Origin of the sequence: Pseudomonas sp. REB1044 (assembly GCF_038813925.1) — a bacterium.
GTDB classification, from domain to species: domain Bacteria; phylum Pseudomonadota; class Gammaproteobacteria; order Pseudomonadales; family Pseudomonadaceae; genus Aquipseudomonas; species Aquipseudomonas boreofloridensis.
Genome location: NZ_CP046139.1, coordinates 2,842,963 through 2,865,558 on the forward strand (window position 1 = coordinate 2,842,963; position 22,596 = coordinate 2,865,558).

At 64.6% G+C, this 22,596-nt stretch carries 18 protein-coding genes and 4 pseudogenes; 12 read left to right on the forward strand and 10 right to left on the reverse strand.

The genetic code is table 11. The features are described from left to right. The first annotated feature begins 22 nt into the window (after nucleotides 1–22). On the forward strand, nucleotides 23–1,291 hold the full coding sequence (locus GKC70_RS12895) for a carbohydrate porin (protein ID WP_342648863.1): 1,269 nt from the start codon (nucleotides 23–25) through the stop codon (nucleotides 1,289–1,291). A 3-nt stretch (nucleotides 1,292–1,294) separates the two neighbouring features. Here GKC70_RS12895 and GKC70_RS12900 read toward each other — a convergent pair whose 3' ends face one another. The 3 genes and pseudogenes from GKC70_RS12900 to GKC70_RS12910 all read right to left on the reverse strand — a co-directional run bounded on the left by GKC70_RS12900 (nucleotide 1,295) and on the right by GKC70_RS12910 (nucleotide 3,032). Beyond that, the gene (locus GKC70_RS12900) at nucleotides 1,295–1,711 is read right to left on the reverse strand and encodes a hypothetical protein (RefSeq protein WP_342648864.1); all 417 of its coding nucleotides are present in this window, start codon (nucleotides 1,709–1,711) and stop codon (nucleotides 1,295–1,297) included. 51 nt (nucleotides 1,712–1,762) lie between these two features. Beyond that, nucleotides 1,763–2,514: pseudogene (locus GKC70_RS12905) on the reverse strand (anti-sigma factor). Next, entirely contained in the window at nucleotides 2,511–3,032 is a 522-nt protein-coding gene (locus tag GKC70_RS12910) for a sigma-70 family RNA polymerase sigma factor (RefSeq protein ID WP_039577439.1), read from the reverse strand. The pseudogene GKC70_RS12905 and the gene GKC70_RS12910 overlap by 4 nt, the downstream one beginning before the upstream one ends. Nucleotides 3,033–3,161: 129 nt before the next feature. Between GKC70_RS12910 and GKC70_RS12915 the strand changes: the two genes are divergently transcribed. The 4 genes from GKC70_RS12915 to GKC70_RS12930 all read left to right on the forward strand — a co-directional run bounded on the left by GKC70_RS12915 (nucleotide 3,162) and on the right by GKC70_RS12930 (nucleotide 6,663). Further along, nucleotides 3,162–4,208, forward strand: a complete 1,047-nt coding sequence (locus GKC70_RS12915) for a catalase family peroxidase (RefSeq protein ID WP_342648865.1) — start codon at nucleotides 3,162–3,164, stop codon at nucleotides 4,206–4,208. Next, entirely contained in the window at nucleotides 4,205–4,738 is a 534-nt protein-coding gene (locus GKC70_RS12920) for a cytochrome b/b6 domain-containing protein (RefSeq protein ID WP_295485305.1), read from the forward strand. The genes GKC70_RS12915 and GKC70_RS12920 overlap by 4 nt, the downstream gene beginning before the upstream one ends. A 76-nt stretch (nucleotides 4,739–4,814) precedes the next feature. Continuing rightward, on the forward strand, nucleotides 4,815–6,029 hold the full coding sequence (locus tag GKC70_RS12925; protein ID WP_342648866.1) for an MFS transporter: 1,215 nt from the start codon (nucleotides 4,815–4,817) through the stop codon (nucleotides 6,027–6,029). 88 nt (nucleotides 6,030–6,117) lie between these two features. Beyond that, complete coding sequence (locus GKC70_RS12930) at nucleotides 6,118–6,663, forward strand: cupin domain-containing protein (RefSeq protein WP_039577429.1); 546 nt, start codon at nucleotides 6,118–6,120, stop codon at nucleotides 6,661–6,663. A 45-nt stretch (nucleotides 6,664–6,708) separates the two neighbouring features. Here GKC70_RS12930 and nfsB read toward each other — a convergent pair whose 3' ends face one another. Continuing rightward, nucleotides 6,709–7,359, reverse strand: a complete 651-nt coding sequence (gene nfsB / locus GKC70_RS12935; protein WP_116888110.1) for an oxygen-insensitive NAD(P)H nitroreductase — start codon at nucleotides 7,357–7,359, stop codon at nucleotides 6,709–6,711. Nucleotides 7,360–7,461: 102 nt separating this feature from the next. Here nfsB and GKC70_RS12940 point away from each other — a divergent pair. The 3 genes and pseudogenes from GKC70_RS12940 (at nucleotide 7,462) to GKC70_RS12950 (ending at nucleotide 9,947) form a co-directional block, all read left to right on the forward strand. Further along, nucleotides 7,462–8,372, forward strand: a pseudogene (locus GKC70_RS12940) (LysR family transcriptional regulator). A gap of 105 nt (nucleotides 8,373–8,477) precedes the next feature. Beyond that, the gene (locus GKC70_RS12945; protein WP_342648867.1) at nucleotides 8,478–9,308 is read left to right on the forward strand and encodes an AraC family transcriptional regulator; all 831 of its coding nucleotides are present in this window, start codon (nucleotides 8,478–8,480) and stop codon (nucleotides 9,306–9,308) included. Between the two features lie 48 nt (nucleotides 9,309–9,356). After that, a complete protein-coding gene (locus tag GKC70_RS12950) occupies nucleotides 9,357–9,947 on the forward strand; it encodes a LysE family translocator (protein WP_342648868.1) in 591 nt (196 codons plus the stop codon). On the opposite strand, the gene GKC70_RS12955 is transcribed toward GKC70_RS12950, so the two are convergent. Together GKC70_RS12955 and GKC70_RS12960 are read right to left on the reverse strand one after the other, a co-directional pair. Continuing rightward, entirely contained in the window at nucleotides 9,930–11,156 is a 1,227-nt protein-coding gene (locus GKC70_RS12955) for a sugar transporter (protein ID WP_295485319.1), read from the reverse strand. The genes GKC70_RS12950 and GKC70_RS12955 overlap by 18 nt on opposite strands. 202 nt (nucleotides 11,157–11,358) lie before the next feature. Continuing rightward, complete coding sequence (locus GKC70_RS12960) at nucleotides 11,359–12,411, reverse strand: NAD(P)-dependent alcohol dehydrogenase (RefSeq protein WP_342648869.1); 1,053 nt, start codon at nucleotides 12,409–12,411, stop codon at nucleotides 11,359–11,361. A 180-nt stretch (nucleotides 12,412–12,591) separates the two neighbouring features. Here GKC70_RS12960 and GKC70_RS12965 point away from each other — a divergent pair, with 180 nt between their 5' ends. Further along, nucleotides 12,592–13,497 (forward strand): AraC family transcriptional regulator, encoded by a 906-nt coding sequence (locus GKC70_RS12965; RefSeq protein WP_039577408.1) that lies wholly within the window; start codon nucleotides 12,592–12,594, stop codon nucleotides 13,495–13,497. Nucleotides 13,498–13,506: 9 nt separating this feature from the next. Here GKC70_RS12965 and GKC70_RS12970 read toward each other — a convergent pair whose 3' ends face one another. Continuing rightward, nucleotides 13,507–14,106, reverse strand: a complete 600-nt coding sequence (locus GKC70_RS12970; RefSeq protein WP_039577405.1) for a TetR/AcrR family transcriptional regulator — start codon at nucleotides 14,104–14,106, stop codon at nucleotides 13,507–13,509. A gap of 88 nt (nucleotides 14,107–14,194) precedes the next feature. Here GKC70_RS12970 and GKC70_RS12975 point away from each other — a divergent pair, with 88 nt between their 5' ends. After that, complete coding sequence (locus tag GKC70_RS12975) at nucleotides 14,195–14,821, forward strand: NAD(P)H-dependent oxidoreductase (RefSeq protein WP_342648870.1); 627 nt, start codon at nucleotides 14,195–14,197, stop codon at nucleotides 14,819–14,821. On the opposite strand, the pseudogene thpR reads toward GKC70_RS12975, so the two are convergent. After that, nucleotides 14,782–15,329 (reverse strand): annotated as a pseudogene (gene thpR / locus GKC70_RS12980) (RNA 2',3'-cyclic phosphodiesterase). The gene GKC70_RS12975 and the pseudogene thpR sit on opposite strands and share 40 nt — an antisense overlap. Nucleotides 15,330–15,532: 203 nt before the next feature. Here thpR and lpxO point away from each other — a divergent pair. After that, nucleotides 15,533–16,430, forward strand: a pseudogene (gene lpxO, locus GKC70_RS12985) (lipid A hydroxylase LpxO). 103 nt (nucleotides 16,431–16,533) lie between these two features. On the opposite strand, the gene GKC70_RS12990 reads toward lpxO, so the two are convergent. Together GKC70_RS12990 and GKC70_RS12995 are read right to left on the reverse strand one after the other, a co-directional pair. Beyond that, entirely contained in the window at nucleotides 16,534–17,781 is a 1,248-nt protein-coding gene (locus GKC70_RS12990; RefSeq protein ID WP_342648733.1) for an IS256 family transposase, read from the reverse strand. Between the two features lie 86 nt (nucleotides 17,782–17,867). Next, entirely contained in the window at nucleotides 17,868–20,228 is a 2,361-nt protein-coding gene (locus GKC70_RS12995; RefSeq protein WP_342648871.1) for a DNA polymerase II, read from the reverse strand. Nucleotides 20,229–20,431: 203 nt separating this feature from the next. On the opposite strand from GKC70_RS12995, the gene GKC70_RS13000 reads away from it, so the two are divergent. Then, on the forward strand, nucleotides 20,432–22,585 hold the full coding sequence (locus GKC70_RS13000) for a TonB-dependent siderophore receptor (protein WP_342648872.1): 2,154 nt from the start codon (nucleotides 20,432–20,434) through the stop codon (nucleotides 22,583–22,585). Nucleotides 22,586–22,596: the final 11 nt, after the last annotated feature.

Sequence of the window (22,596 nt, forward strand, 5' to 3'; positions counted from 1 at the left end):
AAAGACTACCCGAGACCCCGCAATGCCATCCGCAACACGCATGACCCCTTCCCTGCTACTGGCCCTGGCCAGCACTGCCGTCCTGGCCGACGGCGACCTGATGCAGCGCACCACCCTGAGCGGCGACTGGGGCGGCCTGCGCTCCCAGCTCGAAGCCGACGGCATCCGCTTCACGGGCGACTACAGCGGCGAAACCGCCTACAACGCCCATGGCGGCCTGCGCCGCTCGGCGCGTTACTCGCAAAACGTCAAGCTCGGCGTGCAGTTCGACCTGTCGAAGCTGTACGGCCTGGACAATGGCGGCAAGGTCCAACTGACGATCAATGACCGTCGTGGCAACAGCGCCTCTGCGGATCTGGTGGGCAACCGCCTGCCGATCCAGGAAAACTACGGTGGCCTGTACACCCGCCTGACCGAACTGAGCTACGAACGCAGCCTGTTCACCCCGGCACTGAACGTGAAGCTCGGCTACATGGCCATGGGCAACGACCTGGGCGGCCTGGACAGCGGCATCCTGTGCAACTTCATGAACGCCGGTTTCTGCGGTCACCCTCTGAACATGTCCGGCGGCAGCGGCTGGACCAACTACCCCAACGCGCACTTGGGGGCACGCCTGAAGTACGACTTCTCGCCGTCCTGGCAACTGCGCGTGGCCGCGTTCAACGTCGACCCGCAGAGCAATGGCAATTCCAGCCGCGCCTGGCACCTGGGGCCCAAGCACACCACCGGTACCGTGCTACCGGTGGAACTGGTGTACACGCTTCAGGGCGAACTGCCGGGCGAATACAAACTGGGCTACTACTACGACAGCTCGAATGTGCGGCGCATCGGCAGCGACCGCGAAGTGGCCGGGCGCGGTGGCCATTACCTGTTGATCGACCAGGCCCTGTGGAACGACCCGACCTCGGCCGGGCGCAGCCTGCATGCCTTCGGGCAGTATTCGGCGTCGAGCAAGGCGGCCTCGCCCTTCACCCGCTGGTACGGCGCGGGCGTGGTGCTGTACAAGCCCTTCGAGGGTCGCCCACGCGACACCTTGGCGCTGGGCTACGGCCGCGCCGTGCCCAACCCGCGCAGCCGTGAGGTGCTGGAAACCTCGGCGTTCGAGGCCGGTCGCAACTTCCCGGACTTGGACAGCGCCGAGCAATTGATCGAGTTGAGCTATGGCTACCAGGCCACGCCCTGGCTGAACCTGCGCCCCGATGTGCAATACATCATCGAGCCGGGCGCCTTCTCCGGCAAAGCGATCGATAACGCGCTGATCGTCGGCTTGCAGGTCAAAGCGAGCTTCTGAGGCTCAGACCGGAGTGTCCCCGCCACCGCCGAGCAAGTCATGGGCATCGAGCAGGCGGTAAGCCACCTGCGGGTTGCGCTCCAGCCCCCGGCGAATAGCAGCGGGAATCGCCTGCCGGGTCTTGCGACACAGGCCCGGCTGGTCCTGCAGCTCGATGACGAAGCCGCGCATGGTGCGCACTTCGTTGTAGCCTGGCGCCACCTGCACACGAATGCCCAACTGCTCGTACAGCTTGGTCTGCAAGTGCTGCAGGTCTTCGAGACTCTTGAGATTCTCCAGGCGTTCGAGCAGGCGCTTTTCCTCCTGCCGCGTCAGCAAGAGGATGCGCTGGGCCTTGGGCGATTGCCCGTGCAGTTGCTCGCGGCCGCAATCGCAGGCGCCGGGAGGACAGGGCTGACGCAGGGGTGGTGTGCTGGACATGCCGGCAAGCATAGCGCTTTCAGCGCTGGCGTCACCCACCCCTACGCGCACTTAAAGGCTCACACCGAGCGCCTGACGCACAGGCTCGCCGCGACTGTCGTCGGCGGCGCTGACCAAGGCGAAGTTGTAGGCGCCATGGGACCAGTACCGCGCTTCGAGCTGGCCATCCACGCGCTGCCCACTGGGCATCTGCCCGTAGTGCGCGCCCGGCGAGCGCAGGAACAGGCTGATGCGCTGCCCCTCGGCATCCTGGAACACCAGCAATGCCGCCGGACCGTCCTCATTGGCCAGCAGCCGTGCCCCCACTGGCTGCAAGCCGTAGCTGCTCAGGTCCGGCAGTTGACCGACGCGGGCGAAATGGCGACCCAGCCAGGCTTGCAACTGCGCCGGGTCCTTGGCGGCGATATCCAACTGCGCGGTCTGGGCGAACAATTTGTGCGCCTGGACCGCATCAGCCATCGGCAGCAGGCCGGCAAACAAGGTCGACTCACGGGCTTGCCATCCGCCGAACCCACCCAGCCCAACGCCAGCACCAGCACCGCCGCCGAGGCCAGACGCTGACGGCGGCGCCGAGCCAGGCGTTGGCGCAAGGGCGCCAGCTCCAGGTGCGGGTTAGGTGGCAGGTCGCTGAAGCCTGCCAAGGCCGCACGCAAGCGCCGTGCGTCCTGGCGCCAGGCTTCGATGCGTGCCGCCTGGTCCGGGTGGGCCGTCAGCCACGCCTCGACCTCGACCCGCCGTGCAGGTGTCAGACGATCATCGACATAGGCGTGCAACTCGTGCTCGGTGGGAATCAGGTCGGTCATTTGAGTCTCCGCAAGGCCGGGGATGCAGGCGTGCCCTCGGTCAGTTCGCGCAACGCGGCGCGGGCGCGCGACAGGCGCGACATCACCGTGCCGATGGGAATGGCCAGGGCCTGGGCGACTTCTTTGTAACTCAGGCCCTCCACGCTGACCAGCAGCAACAGCGCGCGCTGCTCGCTGGGCAGCCGCGCGAAGGCCTGCAGGTCGGCCTGGGCCAGCACGATGCTTTCGGTGTCGTAGCCCAGCGGCTCGTCGGCCTGGGCGCCACGGCCGAACCAACCCAGCCAGCGCGCGTGCAGACGTTCGCGGCGTTTGCCGTCGAGAAACAGCCGATAGAGGATGGTGAACAGCCAGGCCCGGCGGTTTTCATCCGCGCGCCGCTGCCCGCTGCGGGCCAGGGCGCGCTCGACGGTGGCCTGGACCAGATCGTCGGCCGCCGCGCTGTCGCGGGTCAACCACAGGGCGAAGCGCCGCAAACGCTGCAGCAGATCGCGCCATTGTCGTTCGTCCAAGTCGTGCATAACGGATTCCGGGCCCGTGGGCTGTCAGTGTAAAGATCAGACGGGGCTGGAACGAATCTATTCCCGTCGCGGGAATAAATTTTCGCGCCCTGCGTCATACCGGCTCATTCACTGACCCGGAACGTCACCATGAACACTCCCCTGCAAGGTTCGGCCAAGGCCCTGCGCCTGGCGGCCATCGCCGCCACGATGGCCGCGCTGGGCGCAGGTTTCGCCTATGCCGCCGGCTGGATCGGCCGCCCCGGCCTGACGCCACAGCGCATCATCGACACCTTTGAAGCCCAAGCCGGTCATCACCCCGGCTATCGCAAGAACCACGCCAAAGGCCTGTGCGTCAGCGGCTGGTTCGAAAGCAGCGGTCAGGCCCAAGCACTGTCCACGGCACGGGTGTTCAGCCAGGCGCGGGTGCCGGTGATCGGGCGCTTCGCCATCGGCGGCGCCAACCCCTACAGCCCCGACGCCGGCGTGCCGACGCGCAGCCTGGCGGTGCAGCTCAGCAGCGATGACGGCCAGGTGTGGCGAACCGGCATGAACAACCCGCCGGTGCTGGCGGTCAGCGATCCACAGGGGTTCTACGACCTGGTGCTGGCCAGCGGTCCGGCACCCGGCACCGGCAAGCCGGACCCGGCCAAGCTCCAGGCGTTCTTTGCCGCCCACCCGGAAAGCGCGGCATTCCGCCAATGGGCCGGCAGCGCCAAACCGAGCGACAGCTTCGCCAACACCGATTACAACAGCCTCAACGCGTTCTACTTGGTCGATGCCCAGGGCAAGCGCCAGGCCGTACGCTGGCGCATGGTCGCGCAGACGCCCTTCAGCCCACTGCCGGCAAAGGTCGAGGACAACCTCTACCTGCAGCACGACCTGCAACACCGTCTGAGCCAGGCACCGCTGCGCTGGACCTTGCGCCTGACCCTTGCCGAGCCCGGCGATGCGGTGGACGACCCGGCCAGTCAGTGGCCGGAGACACGACGCAGCGTGGACGCTGGCACCTTGGTGATCGACCAGGTCGATGCGCCCGAACAGGGTGCCTGCCGCGACCTGAATTTCGACCCGCTGATCCTGCCCGACGGCATTCAGCCCTCAGCCGACCCGATCCTGGCCGCACGCTCGGCCGCCTACTCGGAATCGTTCAACCGTCGCAGCCGTGAAACCCTCGGCGCAGGAGCCCGCCCATGAAACCCTCTGCCTTTCACCCCTTGGCGCGCACGTTGCACTGGCTCATGGCCGTGCTGATCCTGGCCATGCTGTTCATCGGCGTGAGCATGGTCGGCGACCTGTCCACCCGCCACCCGCTGCTGATCGAACTGCACAAGGCCACCGGTCTGGCGCTGTTGGTGCTGGTGGTGCTGCGTATTGCCCTGCGCCTGAGCCTGCCGCACCCACCCTTACCGGCCGATCTGCCGCCGCTTCAGCGTTTCGCTGCGGCGGCCTCGCACCTGGCGCTGTACGGCCTGATGCTGGCCATGCCGCTGCTGGGCTGGGCGATGCTCTCGGCGGGCGGCTATCCCCGGCCACTGCAACTGCCGGCCATCGCACCGCATGACCTGCAACTGTATGCCGTATTGCGCCAGGCCCATGGCTGGGCCGGTTATCTGCTGTTCGCCACCGTTCTGGTGCATATCGCTGCAGCACTGATGCACGCGCTGGTGCGCCGCGACGGGGTGATGCGCAGCATGTGGCCTGGGCCTTTGCGTCGGGGCGACTGACGCATGTGACGGTCGGCGTGGCTAATTCGTTCTTACTACTATTGCCGACTTTTTCACTTGCCAATGGACTGTACCGATGACAACTGCACAGGATACCGCCTCCGCTTCACCGCACAGCGCAGGGGAGACGCTCGACCTTCGACCGCTGCTGCTGGCGAACATGGGTTGCACCATGGCGATGATGGCCTTCGTCGTGCTGATCGGCCCCATTGCCCGCCTGCTGGGCATGGCCACCTGGCAGGCCGGCGCGGCGGTCACCGTGTCCGGCGTGGTCTGGGTGCTGCTCGCCCGCCCCTGGGGCCGGGCAGCCGACCGCCTGGGCCGACGGCGCACCCTGTTGCTGGGCAGTGCCGGCTTCACGGTGGCCTACTCGTTGCTGTGCCTGTTCATCGACAGCGCCCTGCGCCTGCTGCCCGGCGCGACCCTGGCGTTCATCGGGCTGATGCTCGCCCGGGGCTTGATCGGCGCCTTCTACGCCGCCTTGCCGGTGGGCGGCAATGCCTTGATCGCCGACCATGTCGAGCCGCAGCAGCGGGCTCGGGCCATGGCCCTGCTGGGCGCTGCCAACGCAGTCGGCCTGGTGCTCGGCCCAGCGCTCGCCGCCCTGCTCGCCCGCTACAGTCTGAGCCTGCCGTTCTTCGCCCTGTCGCTGCTGCCAGCCTGCGCCTTCGTAGTCCTGCTGCTCAAGCTCAAGCCTCGGCCGCTGCCGCACAACCACGTGTCCAGTGCGGTGCGCCTGGGCGACCCACGCTTGCGTCGCCCCTTGTTGGTGGCCTTCAGCGCGATGCTGAGCGTGACCGTGTCGCAGATCACCGTAGGGTTCTTCGCCCTCGACCGCTTGCAACTGAACAGCACCGATGCCGCCCAGGCCGCCGGTATCGCGCTGACGATGGTCGGCGTGGCGCTGATCGGCGCGCAATTGCTGCTGCGTCGTTTGCAGTGGCCGCCGCTGCGCATGATTCGTGTCGGCGCCAGCGTCAGCGCCCTGGGCTTTGCGGCAGCTGCCTTGGCCAATAGTGCGCCGACCTTGTGGGCCTGCTTCTTCATCGCCGCAGGCGGCATGGGCTTCGTCTTCCCGGCGTTCTCAGCGTTGGCGGCCAACGCCATGGGGCCGAGCGAGCAAGGCGCCACGGCAGGCTCGATCAGCGCCGCGCAAGGCATGGGCGCGGTGATCGGCCCGCTGGCCGGCACGCTGGTTTACGCCCTCGATCCACGCCTGCCGTTCCTGGCCGTGGCGGCGTTGTTGCTGCTGGTCGGACTCTGGCCAATGCCTGCTGCGCGCAGCGATTGACGCGCCAAGCGCGCGGCGGATCAGAGTGTGTTCTAATGCGCTGCCCATTATTTTTGACACCTCCGATCACTCACTTCACAAGGCGGCTATGGACACGGGGACACGACTCAAACTGGTGCGTGAACGCAACAACCTCTCCCAGCGCGAGCTGGCCCGCCGCAGTGGCCTGACCAACTCGACGATCTCGCAGATCGAACAGAACCGCGTCAGTCCTTCGGTCAGCTCCCTGAAAAAACTCCTCGAAGGCATCCCCATGAGCCTCGCCGAGTTTTTCAGCTTCGATGAGCCGGCGCGCGAAGAACGCTATGTATTTCGCGGCAGTGAACAGCCCGATCTGGGCCGCAATGGTCTGCGCATGCTGTTGGTGGGCGCCAGCGTCGAAGGCCGGCAGATGCGCATGTTGCGCGAGCTGTACGCACCGGGCGCCGATTCGGGCGAACCGATCGTGCACGCCGAAGGCGAGGAATGCGGGTTGGTGACGCGCGGGACGGTCGAGCTGTGGGTCGATGGCCAGGTCAGTGTGCTCAACGCCGGCGATGGCTACTACATTCCCACCACCCTGCCCCACAGCTTCAAGAACATCGGCCCGGACGAGGCGGAAATCATCAGCGCCAATACCCCGGCCAACTTCTGATCGATGCGGCGCCGGGCCCTGGCACACAGGGCCCGGCGCGGTCGATCAGAGGTACGTGAACACGGTCTCGGCCGGCAGGCGCGACTTGCTCAGGCCGGCGTTGAAGTCGTCTTCGCTGTGATAACCCAGCGCCAGTAGCACCACGCTGGTGAAGCCTTGTTCGCGCAGGCCCAGCTCGGCATCCAGCGCCTTGCTGTCGAAGCCCTCGATCGGCGTGGCATCCAGACCATGGGCCGCAGCGCCGAGCAAGGCGGTGCCCAGGGCCAGGTAGGTCTGCTTCTCCATCCAGTGCTGCTCGTCCTTGAGGTCGTAGCGGTGCAGGTTCACGTAGCCACGGCGGGTCTGGTCCTGACCGACACGCGCCTGGTCATCGCGGAAACGACCATCGGCAGCCTCTTGGTCCAGCACGGCGTTCAGATGCGCTTCGCTCATCGAGGTGCGGGTGGCGAACACGATCACGTGCGAGGCGTTGAGAATCTTCCCGGTGTTGTAGCCAAACGCCTCGGTGGCCTTGGCCAGGCGCGCTTTGCCTTCGGCGCTGCCGGCGACGATAAAGTGCCAGGGTTGTGAGTTGACCGAAGACGGGCTATGGCGCAGTTGTTCGAGCAGGGCATCGAGAGTGGCCTGGGGGATGATGCGGCTGGCGTCATAGGCCTTGGTGGTGTAGCGGCGCTTGGCCAGGGTGACGGTATCCATCGGTACGGCTCCAGTCTGGGAGAGTGATGGTGTGTATCTTATCTTTTCTGTCATCCAGAAAAACCGGCAGAATGCAGCAACACTTTCATCATTGGAGTGAAAATGCTGCGCCTCGACGATCTCCATCTGTTCATTCGCTCCAGCGTGCTCGGCAGTTTCACCGCGGCCGCCCAGGAGACGGGTGTGCTGCCCGGCCAGGTGGCGGCGGCGATCAAGCGCCTGGAGCGCGAACTGGACGTGCGTCTGTTCGCCCGCACCACCCGCAGCCTGCGCCTGACTGCCGAGGGCGAGCTGTACCTGCCGACCGCGCACAGCGTGCTGGAAACCCTGCGCCAGGGCCGCGAAAGCCTGCATGGCGACCACAGCGAACTGCGCGGGGTGCTGCAGGTGTCGGCGCCCTCGGACGTCGGGCGCAACCTGCTGCTGCCTGGCTCAGCGCCTTCCGGCGCGAACACCCAGGCCTGAACCTGCGCTTCTTCCTCTCCGATGAACTGGCCGACTTTTTCCGCGACCCGGTGGATGTCGGTATCCGCTACGGCGTCGAGGAAGACGCCAACTACATCGCCCTGCCGCTGGTGCCCTGGAATCGCCGAGTGGTGGTGGCCTCGCCAGCCTATCTGGCGCGGCGCGGCCGCCCGCACACCCCAGAGGACCTCAAGCGCCACGACTGCCTGCTGTACCTGCAGCAGTCGCGGGTGTTCGATCGGTGGCACTTGGGCGATCAGACCGTGCAGGTCAGTGGGCCATTGTTCTGTGATGATGCCGACGTGGTCCGGCGCTGGGCGGTGGCCGGCGAAGGCATCGCCTTCAAGTCCTGGCTGGATGTCAGCGCCAATGTGGCGGCTGGCGAACTCGACGTGCTGATGCCGGACTTTCCGGGGGATCTGCGGCCGCTGGTGCTGGTCTGCCCCCACCGCAAGCAGTTGTCTGCGGCAGTGACGAGGCTGCACCAGTGGCTCTATGACAGGTTCGCGCAGATGCGACCCTGCAACGCGCAACAGCCCAGCGACTAGACGAACAGCGCGTGCAGTCTGCGCCGAGACGCTGCACAGGCGTTCTAAGCGCAAGCACTGCATCTGCGCTAGGCTAACCCTCCATTCTTCTGGACAGCCGCAGCCATGAGCAACTGGATCGACCTCCAGCAGGACGCCGACACGGGCATCGAGTCGGTCCGCGCGCATTTCACCGGCCACGCCTACGACCCGCACTGGCACGACAGTTTTCTGGTGGGCGTCACCGAACAGGGCGTGCAACAGTTCAACTGCCGCCGGGTGCGCCACTGCAGCACACCGGGACAGGTGTTTCTGCTCGAACCCGGCGATCTGCATGATGGCGAGGCGCCCACTCACGAGGGGTTCACCTACTGCACCTTGTACCTGGACAGCCATTGGCTGGAAAACCAGGTGCATGCGCTGTTCGACAGCACACCGGCGCAGTGCCTGCCCTCGTTTGCCGACACCCTGTGCACCGACCCGCGCCTGGCCGGGGCGACCAGCCGCGCCTTTCAGGCGCTGCACGGCGGGGAACTGCGCATCGTGCGCCAGACTGCCCTGGACGATCTACTGGCCTGCCTGACGCGCCACCTGCACTGGCGCAAGCGGCTCAACCCCGACCCACGGTTGCCGCTGAGCGCCCAGCGCGCGCGGGACTACCTGCACGCTCATATGGGCAGCGACATCGGCCTGAGCGACCTGGCGCAGGCCTGTGGTGTCGACCGCTTCCGCCTGACGCGCGCGTTCAAGGCGGCGTTCGGCCTGGCCCCGCACGCCTACCTGATCCAGTTGCGCCTGACCCGCGCCCGGCGCCTGCTGGCCCGAGGCGACACGCCCAGCGACGTGGCCATGGCCCTGGGCTTCGCCGACCAGAGCCACTTGGGGCGCTGGTTCCGCCGCGCCTACCGGCTGACCCCCGCCGACTACCGCCGACGCTGCTCAAACCTTCCAGACTGAACCGCGCTCACCCTGCACCCTGGTGACTGGTCTTTCTGGAGTTCGCTCATGTCGCCCTCGTTGCTGCCTTTCATGCTCTTCGCCCTGGTCGCCAGCATCAGCCCTGGCCCGACCAACCTGTTGATCCTCGCCCACGGCGCGCAACATGGCCTGCGCGCCAGCCTGGCACCGATCTTCGCGGCCTGTGCGGCGGCGGCCGGTATCGTCTGGCTGGTCGGGCTGGGGTTGGGTGAGGTGCTGCTGCGTCATCCACTGGCGCAGCAGGTGATGAGTTGGGCCGGTGCGCTGTGGCTGAGTCTGCTGGCCTGGCAGTTGTTTCGCGCTGCCGGCGAGCCGGTTCGAGCTTCGCCTACCCGGCGCTTCGGCGCGAGCAGCGCGGCATCGCTGCAACTGGTCAATCCCAAGGTCTGGCTGATGGCGGTGGCGGTGATTGGGGTGTTCGCGGCACCGCAGTGGCCGGTATGGCAATTGGCGCTGGTATTTCTGCTGGTCGCCCTGCCCTGCATGGGCGCCTGGGCGCTGCTCGGCGTTGGCAGCGCCCGCTGGCTGGGTGCAGCGCCGCAATGGCGGCGGTTCAACCAACTGCTGGCGCTCGTGCTGCTGGTCTCGGCGTGGTCGGCACTACTGAGCGGAGCCTGACGCCGCCGTAGGCGCCGCCAAGGCCTGGCGAAACCGCTGGGCGCTGGTCACCGCAATCACCAGGCCGATCAGTGCCACCGCGCCGCCGGTCAGGCCGATATAGGCCACGCCCACTTGGCTGCTGACGATGCTGCCCAGCAGTGCGCCGCCGCCGATACCGATGTTGTAGATCCCGGAGAACAGCGCCATGGCCACATCGGTGGCATCGGACGCCAGTTTCAGCGTCTTCGATTGCAGCGCCAGACTGAAACTGAGAATCGCCACACCCCAGAACATGCTGAGCACGGCGAACGCCGTGAAGCTGCCGGCCAGCGGCAGCAACAACAGCAGGCACAGCGCCAGGCAGGCGATCGAACCCAGCAGGAAGCCCTGGGGGAAGCGATCGCTGTAGCGGCTGAACAGCACCGAGCCGAACACACCGGCGCCGCCAAACAGCAGCAGGACCAGCGTGGTGTGGTCGCCACTGATCTGCGCCACGTGCAGGGCGAACGGCTCGATGTAGCTGTAGGCGGTGAATTGCGCGGTGATCACCAAGGTGACCAGCAGGTAGGTGATGACCAGTGCCGGACGCCGGAACAGGACAGGTAAGCTGCGCAACGAGCCGGAGTTCTGGCTCGGCAGCAGCGGCAGCGACTTCATCAGGCACAACATGGTGGCCAGGGCCACCCCGGCGATACTGAGGAAGGTCACGCGCCAACCCAGCGCTTCGCCCACCACCCGCCCCAGTGGAATGCCCAGCACCATGGCCAGAGTGGTACCGGTCGCCAGCAGCCCGAGCGCTTTGGCCTGCTTGCCGGCCGGCGCCACACGCACCGCCAGCGAGGCGGTGATGGCCCAGAACACGGCATGCGACAGGGCAATGCCGATGCGGCTCAACAACAGCATGGCAAAACTCTGCGCCAGCCATGACATCAAGTGGCTGACGATGAACACCAGAAATACCAGCAGCAGCAGGCGCCGCCGTTCGATGTTGCGGGTGAGCAGCATCAGCGGCAACGAGGCCAGGGCCACCACCCAGGCATAGATGGTCAACATCAAGCCGACCTGCGCGGTGGTCATGTCGAAACTGCGGCCGATGTCACTGAGCAGTGCCACCGGAACGAACTCGGTGGTGTTGAAAATGAAGGCCGCCAGCGCCAGCGCGATCACGCTCAGCCAGCTGCCGCCGCCTGCCGGAGCAGGTAGGGATTCGGGTAGGGGTGCATTCATGGAGGCCACTGCATTCTCCGCAGGCAAAGCGATAGGACGCACAGCGCCGCCCGAGGTTCAGGGCGGCGGCTGCACGGTTTTTCTTGTTAGGGGGAATGACGGCCATGGTACGCGGCGTGGCCAGGCGCCACAACCGCAGGAGTCCGCTGCGGCGCCACACAGGGCAGTGGCGTAGCGCCGAAGGCCGGTCGGACAGCCCGGATCAGGCGTGCAACGTGGCCATGTCGATCACGAAGCGGTACTTCACGTCACCCTTGTGCATGCGCTCGAAGGCTTCGTTGATGTTGCGGATGTCGAGCATCTCGATGTCGCAGGTAATGCCGTGCTCGGCGCAGAAATCCAGAACTTCCTGGGTTTCAGCGATGCCGCCGATCAAGGAACCTGCGACCACGCGGCGCTTGAGCACCAGGTTGGCCGCGTGCACCGGCGGGTCGATCGGCTCGATCAGCCCGACCAGGATGTGCACGCCGTCGAACTTCAGGGTTTCCAGGTAGGGGTTGAGATCATGCTGCACCGGAATGGTGTCGAGCAGGAAGTCGAAATGCCCGGCTGCCGCGCGCATCTGCGCCTCGTCGGTGGACACGATCACCTGGTCGGCACCCTGACGACGCGCTTCTTCGGCCTTGGCCTGGGAACGGGTGAACACGGTGACTTCAGCGCCCAGGGCCTTGGCGAACTTGATGCCCATGTGGCCCAGACCGCCCACGCCCAGCACGCCCACTTTGTGGCCACGGCCGACGCCGTGGTGCTTGAGCGGCGAATAGGTGGTGATGCCAGCGCAGAGAATCGGTGCTGCGCTCGGCAGGTCGAGGCCCTGCGGCATGCGCAGGACGAAGTGCTCGCTGACCACGATGCTGCTGGAGTAGCCGCCCATGGTGTTGCTGCCGTCCACGCGGTCGGGCGTGGCGTAGGTCATGGTCGGGCCTTCAAGGCAATACTGTTCCAGATCCTTGTGGCACGCTTCGCACTGACGGCACGAGTCGACCATGCAGCCGACGCCGACCAGATCGCCGACTTGGTAGTTGCCCACTTTGTCGCCCACCGCCGTGACGCGGCCGACGATTTCATGGCCCGGCATCAGCGGATACACAGCGATACCCCACTCGTTGCGGGCCTGGTGCAGGTCGGAGTGACACACGCCGCAGTAAAGGATGTCGATGGCGACGTCGTCGGCGCGCAGGGCGCGGCGTTGGAAGGTCATGGGCGCCAAGGGCGCAGTGGAGGATTGGGCGGCGTAGCCGATGGCGGTGTACATGCTCTGGACCTCGCAGATTGAAACGATTCAGGCGTGCCATTTTGCGCACCTCAGACCGCGCGGACCACGGTCGATCCTCCGGGATTCGTGCCTGATTCTCCGAACCTGCTCACCGCGATCTGGCGCTAGACTGTCAATCTGCGATCATCCAACTGTCTGATCCTCTGCCTGCGGTTTGCCATGCACCTGACCCACCACGTTGATGCCAATGCGCCCCTGTGCGCACTGATTCGCGCCCTCGCCTCGCGCCCCGGCTTCGTTGCCACCCACTTGCCGCAGGTGCAGGTCCTGTCCTGGGACCATTACGTGGCCAGCAGCCCGCAGATCTACGAGCCAAGCCTGATCATCCTCGCCCAGGGCAGCAAGCTGGCGCGCCTGGGCCCGCGCACGCTGGAATACGGCGCAGGGCATTACCTGATCCAAGCGCTGTCGGTGCCGTTCATGTGCGAGACCTTCGCCACCGCGCAGGCGCCGATGCTCGGCGTGGCGGTGGACATCGACCGCGCGGTGCTTGGCGAACTGGTGCAAAGCATGGCGCTGCCGCCGGATCCGGCGGTGCAGGTGCAGACTCCACAGTCGATGAGCTCGGCGGCGTTGGACGCGGCCATGCGCGCCAGCGTGGAGCGCCTGCTCGAATGCCTGCAAGACCCGATGGATGCCAAGGTGCTGGGCCCGACCCGGGTGCGCGAAGTGCTCTATACCGCCCTGCGCGGTCCCCAGGCGGGCGTGCTGAGGGCGCTGGTGGAACAGCAGGGCCATTTCGCCCGCATCGGCTCGGCGCTGGCCTACCTGCGTGAGCATTATGCCGAGCCCTTGAGCGTGGAGGCGCTGGCCAGCCGCGCCAACATGAGCGTGTCGACCTTCCACGACCACTTCAAGCGCTGCACGGAGCTTGCACCGATGCAGTACCTCAAGCGTCTGCGCCTGCTCAAGGCGCAGCAGATGCTGATCGGCGAGCGCCTGGGCGTGGCCCAGGTGGCGCATCGTGTGGGCTACCAGAGCACCTCGCAGTTCAGCCGCGAGTACAAGCGCCAGTTCGCCCGCAGCCCGGGCGATGAACTGCCTTATCAGAGTCTGCCGGTGTAACGACCCTGGTCATTTCTGGCGAAGCACCATCGCGCTGATTGCCGCACTCAGTTCCTCCTTCGCCAGCCCCGGCTCGACCTCTGCGCTGGCCGCTGCCTGGGCCAAGGCATCGCCGGCTCCGACCAGCAGGCGCAGGCCCGCAACGCCGATATCGCCAGTCGGCGCGAACGGCGCCAGCGCCTGGCGGCACTTGTCCAGAAAAGGATCTTCATAGCCGCGCTTGAGCGCCTCCAGCTCGGGTGAGCCGGCGAGTGCCGCCACCACCCCGGGCATCTCCTGGCCCTGGGTCATCACACAATCGACGTAGGCGGCGGCAATCACTGCCGCACGCGCTTGGAGCGTCGCTTCACAGTCGGCCAGCAGCCTGTCGAGCAGCGCACTCTGACGCGTGTCGTACTCCTCGTAGAGCGCGACCAGCAAGCCGTTTCGGGTATCGAAGTGGTCGTACACCACCGGTTTCGTAACGCCCGCCAGTTCAGCCAGTCGCCCCAGACTCAGGGCGTCGGTACCTTCCTCTCGAACCATCTGCCACGCCACGGCTATCAGTTGGCGTCGGCGTTCGGAGCGGCTCAATCGCTTGCGCGGGCGAGCCTGTTCTTCGCTTGACATCGATTACCTACCAAAAGTAACTTACCAATCGTAACTTACCGAGTGTACCGCACTCGCCCTCGTTCTTCATCCGTTCAGGAATACTGCCATGCACGCTCTGATCGTCGTCGCTCATCCAGAACCCGACGCGCTGACCCACACCCTCGCCCGACAGGTCGCCGAGGGCCTGACCTACGCCGGTCACAGCAGCGAGATCGCCGATCTCGCCGCCGAACGCTTCGATCCTCGTTTCACCCCCGCCGACCTGGCCGTACATCGTCGCCTGGGCCCACCCAGCGCTGCAGTGGTCGCCGAGCAACGGCGCATCGAAGGCGCGGACGCCTTGGTACTGGTGTACCCGGTCTACTGGTGGTCATTTCCTGCCTTGCTCAAGGGCTGGATCGACCGTGTGTTCAGCAACGGCTGGGCCTTCGACTACGATGCCGAGGGCAGAACCACCAAGCGACTCGGGCACCTCAACGTGCATCTGCTCGCCCTCGGTGGCGCCGATCAGGGCCTGTTCGCGCGGCACGGCTATGACCGCGCCATGCGCACGCAAATCGAGCACGGCATCTTCGACTGGTGCGGCGCGCAGGTCTCGACTTCGCTGTTGCTCGATGACAGTGAAGGCTCCGAGGCCGCGTGGCATCAGCAGCAGGCCCATCAGTTGGGTCGCTCGCTGTTCGACCTCGGGGCTCAAGCGCCGCTCAGCGGCCATTCGGCCAGCGGCAGATAGCGCCCTTTGCGCGACTCGTACAAGCCGAACTGGCGTACATTGAGGTGGAAGTCGGGCGCGACGCCTGCTTCGGGCGGCTCGCCTGGGTAGTCGCGGGAAAGGGTCAGGTGTGCACGGTAATCGCGGGCCTGGTCGGCGATGCCCAGCGGCAGCAGTGCCTGGTGCAGGGCGTAGACCAATTGGCGCAGTGCAACGGGCGTGTCACTCGGCTCGAGTACCAGCACGCCTGGGCGTCGCCAGGTCTGGAGGCGGTCGAGCAGTAGACGCACAGGCGCTGCCGGGCGTTTCAGACCGTCGACCACCGCGCACAGCGCCGGCACCTGAGCGGCCGGTACATCGCCCAAAAACAGCAGCGTGACATGGAAGTTCTCAACGGGCACCGGTTTACCGGCCCGCAGTCCGAGCGCACGCCGCCATTGGGCTATGGCACGGCGTTGCGGCTCAGCCAAAGAGAATGCGAAAAACAGTCGTTTGAAGGGCTCGCCCCCGACCGGACATCCTGAATCATTGAAATGGCCTCCTGGCTCGAAGCGCTTCGGCTGACTAACAGGGAGAAACGCGCGAGGTTGAATCGTTTGTGCTGACAGCGGCGGATCGTGCCAGGCAGCCACGTCACGCAGCAACAATAGGTACAAACCATCTGCACGATTGTTTATGCTGACAGGCTACGGCCATGGCGCATGGCCATTTTTACTCGACAAGTAACCGTCCATGAAAATTGCTCTCGTACTGATCTTCGTCCTCTCGATCGCCTATGTTCACTTGCGCGGCCGGGTCCGTCACAAGCTGACCCGGCAGTTGGGCGATCACTCCAGCTTCCTGGCGCCGGTGAACAGCTTCCTCTACCTGTTCTCCAAGCTACCGGCCAAGCCCTATTTGCCGGTCGAGTCGTTCCCGGAACTGCAACCGCTGAAGGACCACTGGCAGGAAATCCGCGAAGAGGCGGTGCGACTGCTGCAGGCGGGGGAAATCAAGAAGTCCGATAACTATGACGATGTTGGCTTCAATTCGTTCTTCAAGACGGGCTGGAAGCGCTTTTACTTGAAGTGGTATGGCGAAAGTCATCCGTCGGCGATGAGTCTGTGCCCACGTACTACCGAGTTGCTGCAAGGCATCGGCACGGTGAAGGCAGCGATGTTCGCCACCCTGCCCCTGGGGCCAAGCTGGTGCGTCATCGCGATCCTTATGCGGGGTCGTACCGTTATCACCTGGGGCTGCAAACACCTAACGACGATGGCTGTTACATCGACGTCGACGGGGAGAAGTATTCCTGGCGCGATGGTGAAGCGGTGGTGTTCGACGAGACCTATATCCACTATGCGGCCAATACTACTGAACAGAACCGGATCATTCTGTTCTGTGATGTGGAGCGGCCGCTGAAGTATCGTTGGGCCGGCGCGTTCAACCGGTGGTTCAGTCGTAATGTCATGGCGGCGGCGGCGGCGCCTAATGATGCGAATGACAAGACTGGGGGATCAACCGGCTCTTTACTCGGATTTACAGGATTCGGGAGCGGGGGAAGGCGCTGAAGAAGCGGAATCGGACGCGGTATTACCTGGAGAAGTGGGCGGTGGTGGCTGGGTTGGTTTTGGTGTTTATTTATATTTGACTTGTTGGGTGATTGGGTGATTGGGTGATTATCCGGATTTTGGAGAGTGTCAGATTTTTTGTGTGCGGGCCGATAACGGCCTGCCGTCAGGCTGGCCATGCTTTTACCAGGTCGGCCTGATAAATCGATCTCCGTACAGCATCGCGAATTGATTCATCGCATTTTTCCAGTCATGGGCCGCTGAGCCCCAGTTTGCCGTGATGTTCCGCAGCCCCAGCCAGATCAGCTTGGTGGCGGCCTCATCCGTTGGGAAGTGACCACGCGTTTTGATGATCTTGCGTAGCTGGGCGTTGATGCTTTCGATCGCGTTGGTCGTATAGATCACTTTTCGAATGCCCGACGGGAAGACAAAGAATGGAATCACTCGATCCCAGGCTCTTCTCCATGCCGCAACTACCGTTGGGTACTGTTTGCCCCAAGGGCCGTTTTCAAAGGCATCCAGTGCCTGCTCAGCCGCCTCGGCGTTGATGGCCTGATAGATCGGCTTGAGCGCTTTGGCCAGATCACGACGCTTATCCCACGCTGCATAATCGAGACTGTTGCGGATCAAGTGGACGATGCATGTTTGCAGCGTGGTGGCCGGAAACACGGCGCTTAGCGCATCTGGCATCCCTTTGAGGCCGTCGGTGACGGCGATCAGCACATCCTCAACGCCGCGCGTCTTAAGGTCATTGAAGACCTTCATCCAGAACTTCGCACCTTCGGTATTTTCGATCCAGATCCCGAGAATATCGCGCGTCCCATCGGGTAGAACGCCCAGCGCCAAGTAAATCGCTTTGTTGCGCACAAGCCCTTCTTCGCGAATCTTGACTCGCAGCGCATCAAAGAAAATGACCGGGTACATCGGCTCCAGCGGCCGCTGTTGCCACGCGCCGATTTCCTCCATCACCTCGGCCGTGACCGAACTGATGAAGTCGTGCGAAACATCCGTTCCGTACTGTTCAGAGATGAATGCGCGAATTTCCCGAACGGTCATGCCTCGGGCATACATGGCGATGATCTTGTCATCGAAGCCGGTGTAACGGCGCTCATGTTTGGGAATCAGGATGGGCGCAAAACTACCGTCTCGATCACGGGGGATATCCAGCCGCAGCGGCCCCTCTCCAGTCAGAACCGTCTTGCCAGTCCTGCCATTGCGCTGATTGGTTTCATCCTCTGGACGCTGCGCGCCCGGCAGATACCCCAGATGGTGACTGAGCTCGGCGTTCAAGGCCCGTTCGATCAGCGCCTTCTTGAATGCCGCAGAGGCATCTTCGATAGCCTCCGCAGTCATCAGGCCCTCACCGAACTGCTCAAGCAGCTCCTTGGGGATTTTTGGTAGGTCACGCAGGGGTTTCTTCTTGGTTGGCATACATGCACCTCTTGCTCATGTTATGCCCGAACACAAAATTTCTGACATACCCGATATTCACCCCCCGCCCCCCAAAAAAACCACCCTCAGAAAAGCAAAAGCTGCCGCCCCGTCAACCCCGCAAAATCATCCCCCACAAACGGCAAGATGGCATCCGCCACCGGCTGCAACTGCCGACTCAAATAATGCTCATGATCCACAGGCGAGCGCCGCTCCTCCAAAGGCTCCGGCCCCGCCACAGTCATCACGTAACTGATCCATCCCCCCCGCTGGTACTGCAAAGGCCGCCCAACCCGCCGGTTGTACTCATCAGCCAACCGCGCCGCCCGCACATGCGGCGGCACGTTGTGCTGATAGTCGCTCAAGGGCCGCCGCAACCGCTTGCGATACACCAGCAACTCATCCAGCTCCCCCGCCAACGTACGCCCCACGAACTCGCGCACATACTCGCGATACGGCTGATCGCGAAAGATCCGCCCATACAGCTCCTGCTGAAACAGCCGCGCCAATGGCGACCAGTCGGTGCGCACCGACTCCAGCCCCTTGTACACCACCTCATCGTGCCGCTCGCCACGCTGCACCAGACCGGCATAGCGCTTCTTGCTACCCTCCTCCGTGCCACGGATGGTGGGCATCAGAAACCGCCGGTAATGCGTCTCGAACTGCAACTCCAGCGCGCTGTCTAGCCCCATCTCAGTGCTCAAGTGCTCGCGCCACCAGTGGTTGACCTGCGCCACCAGGGCCCGGCCGATCTGCGCCGCCGCCTCCTCGCCATGGGCACCCTTGAGCCAGACGAACGTCGAGTCGGTATCGCCATAGATCACCTCCAACCCTTGCGCCTCGATCAGTGCACGGGTCTGGCGCATGATCTGGTGCCCGCGCAAGGTGATCGACGACGCCAGGCGCGGGTCGAAAAAGCGGCAACCGCTGGAGCCCAATACCCCGTAGAACGCATTCATGATGATCTTGAGCGCCTGGGACAGCGGCGCGTTGCCCACCTGCTTGGCCGCCTCGCGGCCCTGCCAGACCCGCTCGACGATGGCTGGCAGGCAGTGCCGGGTACGGGAAAACCGTGCCCCTCGAAAGCCCTCCACCGAATGCAACTCATCCGGCTCACGCAGGCCCTCGATCAAGCCCACCGGATCGATCAGAAAGGTACGGATGATCGACGGGTACAGACTCTTGTAGTCCAGCACCAGCACCGACTCGTACAGCCCGGGTCGCGAATCCATGACGAATCCGCCCGGACTGGCCTCGCCGTCGCGCTCGCCCAGGTTCGGCGCGACGAAACCCTGGCGGTGCATGGCCGGGATGTATAGATGACCGAACGCCGCCACCGAGCCGCCGCTGCGGTCGGCCGGCAGACCTGTGACCGAAGCACGCTCGAGCAGAAAGTCCAGCAGCCGGGTGTGCTCGAAGATCGCCGTGACCAGCTCGCAGTCCTTGAGGTTGTAGCGCGCCAGCGCCGGCTTGTCCTCGGCGAACATACGGTTGATTTCGTCCATGCGCTGGTACGGCGTGGAAATCGCCTTGCCCTCGCCGAGCAAAGTCTGGGCGACGTTCTCCAGGCTGAATGACGGAAAACTCCAGGTCGCCGAGCGCAGCGCCTCGACGCCATCGATCAGCAGGCGGCCGGGCGCGTCGGCGAAGAAGTGGGTGCGGCTGCCATGCTCGCGCAAGGTCATGGGCGCACCGTCACGGCCCAGGTACAACGGCACCTTCAAACGTTGGGCATGCTCGTGGAGCACGCGCAGGTCGAACTGGATGACGTTCCAGCCGATGATCGCGTCCGGGTCATGGTGAGCCAACCACTGGTTGAGGCAGTCGAGCAACGCGGCGCGGTCGTCGCAGTAGTGCAGTTCGAAGTCCACCGACTGTGCGTCGCCATTGGGCGGGCCGAGCATGTACACCACGCGCTGCCCGCAACCGTGCAGGCCGATGCTGTAGAGCTCGCCGCGCTCGGTGGTCTCGATGTCCAGCGATACCAGCCGCAGCCGTGGCCGATAGTGCGGATGCGGTTTGAGTTGGGCGCGCTCCAGCATGCCTTGACCGTCGTCGTGGCCACCGAACAGCACCGGCGCGGTGATGAAGCGCTCCATCAGGTAGCGTTCCGGTGGGCGGATATCGGCTTCGAAGACCTCGACGCCTGCCTCGCGCAGGCGTCGCTCCAACGCCATCAACTGCCGGTGCTGTTGGCAATACAGGCCCATGACCGGACGCTGCTGAAAGTCGCGCAACTGCAGCGGGCGCAACTGCGCGCCCGGCTCGTCGGCCAGCAGCGCGCGAGCATGGGCGGCCTGCTCGGCCGGCACGAAGGCCACCGAGGTCTGCGGCGCCAGACGCACTCGGCGCGGCCCCTGGTCGGTGGCCAGCCAGAACTCCACGCAGGTGCCCTCGGGCGTGTCGTGCCAATGGCGGGTCAGGACGAACCCCTGCTGCAGCGTCACAGCCACCTCGAAATAGTCATCAGGTCGGCGAGTCTAACGGCTTTGCGCCACTACCGGGATCTTTATGCCCACCGACCGGACCGTTGGGCAGTTGTGAAAAATTCGTCGAAATCGATACCCACACCGCTTCCGCACCACGACAAATCCTGACACACTTATTGCTAATCGTTCTCATACGTACTCTCAATAAGGACAACTCCGGCATGATCCCCGCTGCCCCGCCCCGCCGCTTCGCGCCCAACCTGCTGGCCCTCGCTCTCTGCACCACACCGCTGGCCAATGCCATGGCCGAAGACGCCCCTACCGCCGGTGTTCTGGAACTCGGCGCCACCGAAATCAGCGACAACCGCCTGGGCAGCACCACCGAAGGCACCACGTCGTACACCACCGGTGCCATGGAAACCGCTACCAAGCTGCCCCTGAGCCTGCGCGAGACGCCACAGGCCGTGACCGTGGTCACGCGCCAGCGCATGGACGACCAGAACATGACCAGCATCAACGACGTGGCCCGCTACACGCCGGGCCTGTTCCTCAACCAGTCCAGCGGCCCCGGTCGGCAGACCTACACCGCCCGTGGCTTCGATGTCGACAACCTGATGTACGACGGCATCCCCAGCGCCTACAGCGGCTGGGTGGTCGGCGCTCAGCCCAACCTGGCCATGTTCGACCGTGTCGAGGTGGTGCGCGGCGCCACCGGGCTGGTCACCGGCGCCGGTACACCCTCGGCCGCCATCAACCTGGTGCGCAAGCGCCCGCTACCTGGCCAGGCCGTGACCCTCACCGGCGCTGCCGGCACCTGGGACAACTACCGTGGCGAACTGGACGCTTCCAGCCCGCTCAACGACAGCGGCATCCTGCGCGGGCGCGTGGTGACCTCCTGGCAGGACAGCAATGGCTTCCGTGATGGCCAGCAGGAAAACCATGGCCTGTTCTACGCCGTCAGCGAAGCCGACCTGAGCGATGACACCACCCTGACCCTGGGCTTCTCGCACCAGAAGGACAAGACCAACGTGTTCTGGGGCTCGATCCCCACCGACCTCAATGGTCATCACCAACGCCTGTCGCGCTCATACAACCCAGGCAGCGACTGGGAAGACAAGGACCAGGAAATCAACACGCTGTTCGCCGAAGTGCGCCATCAACTGGCCAATGATTGGAAACTGCAGGTCAACGCCAACTACAGCGAACAGAACGCGCTGTTCCGAGGCTCCTACCAATCACGCTGGAGGGCGGACAAGGCGTTGCAGCGTACCGTCTACCAGTCTGCCCATGACGAGAACCAGCTAGGCCTGGACGCCTTCGCCAGTGGCCCGTTCGAGCTGCTGGGACGCGAGCACGAACTCGTGCTCGGCGCAGCCAAGCGCATCTACGACATGGATGAGCGCGACTACAGCCCGTATGACCCCAACTACCCGCTCAACGGCGGCAAGCCGGACTTCGTCCATACCAGCAACAATCGCTACCAGATCAATCAGGAAGGCGTCTACGCCACCACACGCCTGAGCCTGGCCGACCCGCTCACGCTCATCCTCGGCGCACGTCTGGACTGGTACGACTACGACAAGCGCGGCAGCGACGACGGCGACTACAAGGTCACCCGCAACGTCACCCGTTATGGCGGGCTCATCTACGAGCTGGACGAGCACCACTCGGTGTATGCCAGCTACACCGACATCTTCACCCCGCAGGACGGCAAGGACACCGCCGGCAAGCCGATCATCCCCATCGTCGGCAAGAACTACGAAGTGGGCATCAAGGGTGAATACTTCGACGGTGCGCTCAATGCCAGCCTCGCCGTGTTCCGCATCGACCAGGAAAACCGCCAGGTCGAAGTGAGCCTGGCCAACTGCCCACAACTGACCTGCTACCAGGCCTCCGGGGAAGTGCGCAGCCAGGGTATCGACTTCGAGCTGCAGGGCGCCCTCACCGACCAGTGGCAGGTCGGCACCGGCTACACCTACGCCCGCGTGCACACGATCAAGGACAACAACAACCCGGCCGCCGTCAACAAACCGCTGAACTCCGACACGCCCGAGCATCAGTTCAAGCTGTTCACCACCTACCGCTTCCAAGGTCCGCTGGACAAGCTGCGCGTGGGCGGCGGCGTCACCTGGCAAAGCCGGATGTACAACAACATCCCGGTCAACGGCAGCACCTATCGCCTGCAGCAGGGCAGCTACGCGGTCACCGACCTGATGGCCGGCTACCAGGTCAATCGCCACCTCGACCTGCAGCTCAACGCCAACAATGTCTTCGACCGCCGCTACTACTCGTCGATCTCCAAGTCAGTGGACTATGGCGGCGACAACTTCGGCGATCCACGCAACCTGATGCTCACGGCCAAATACAGCTTCTGACCCCACCTCGG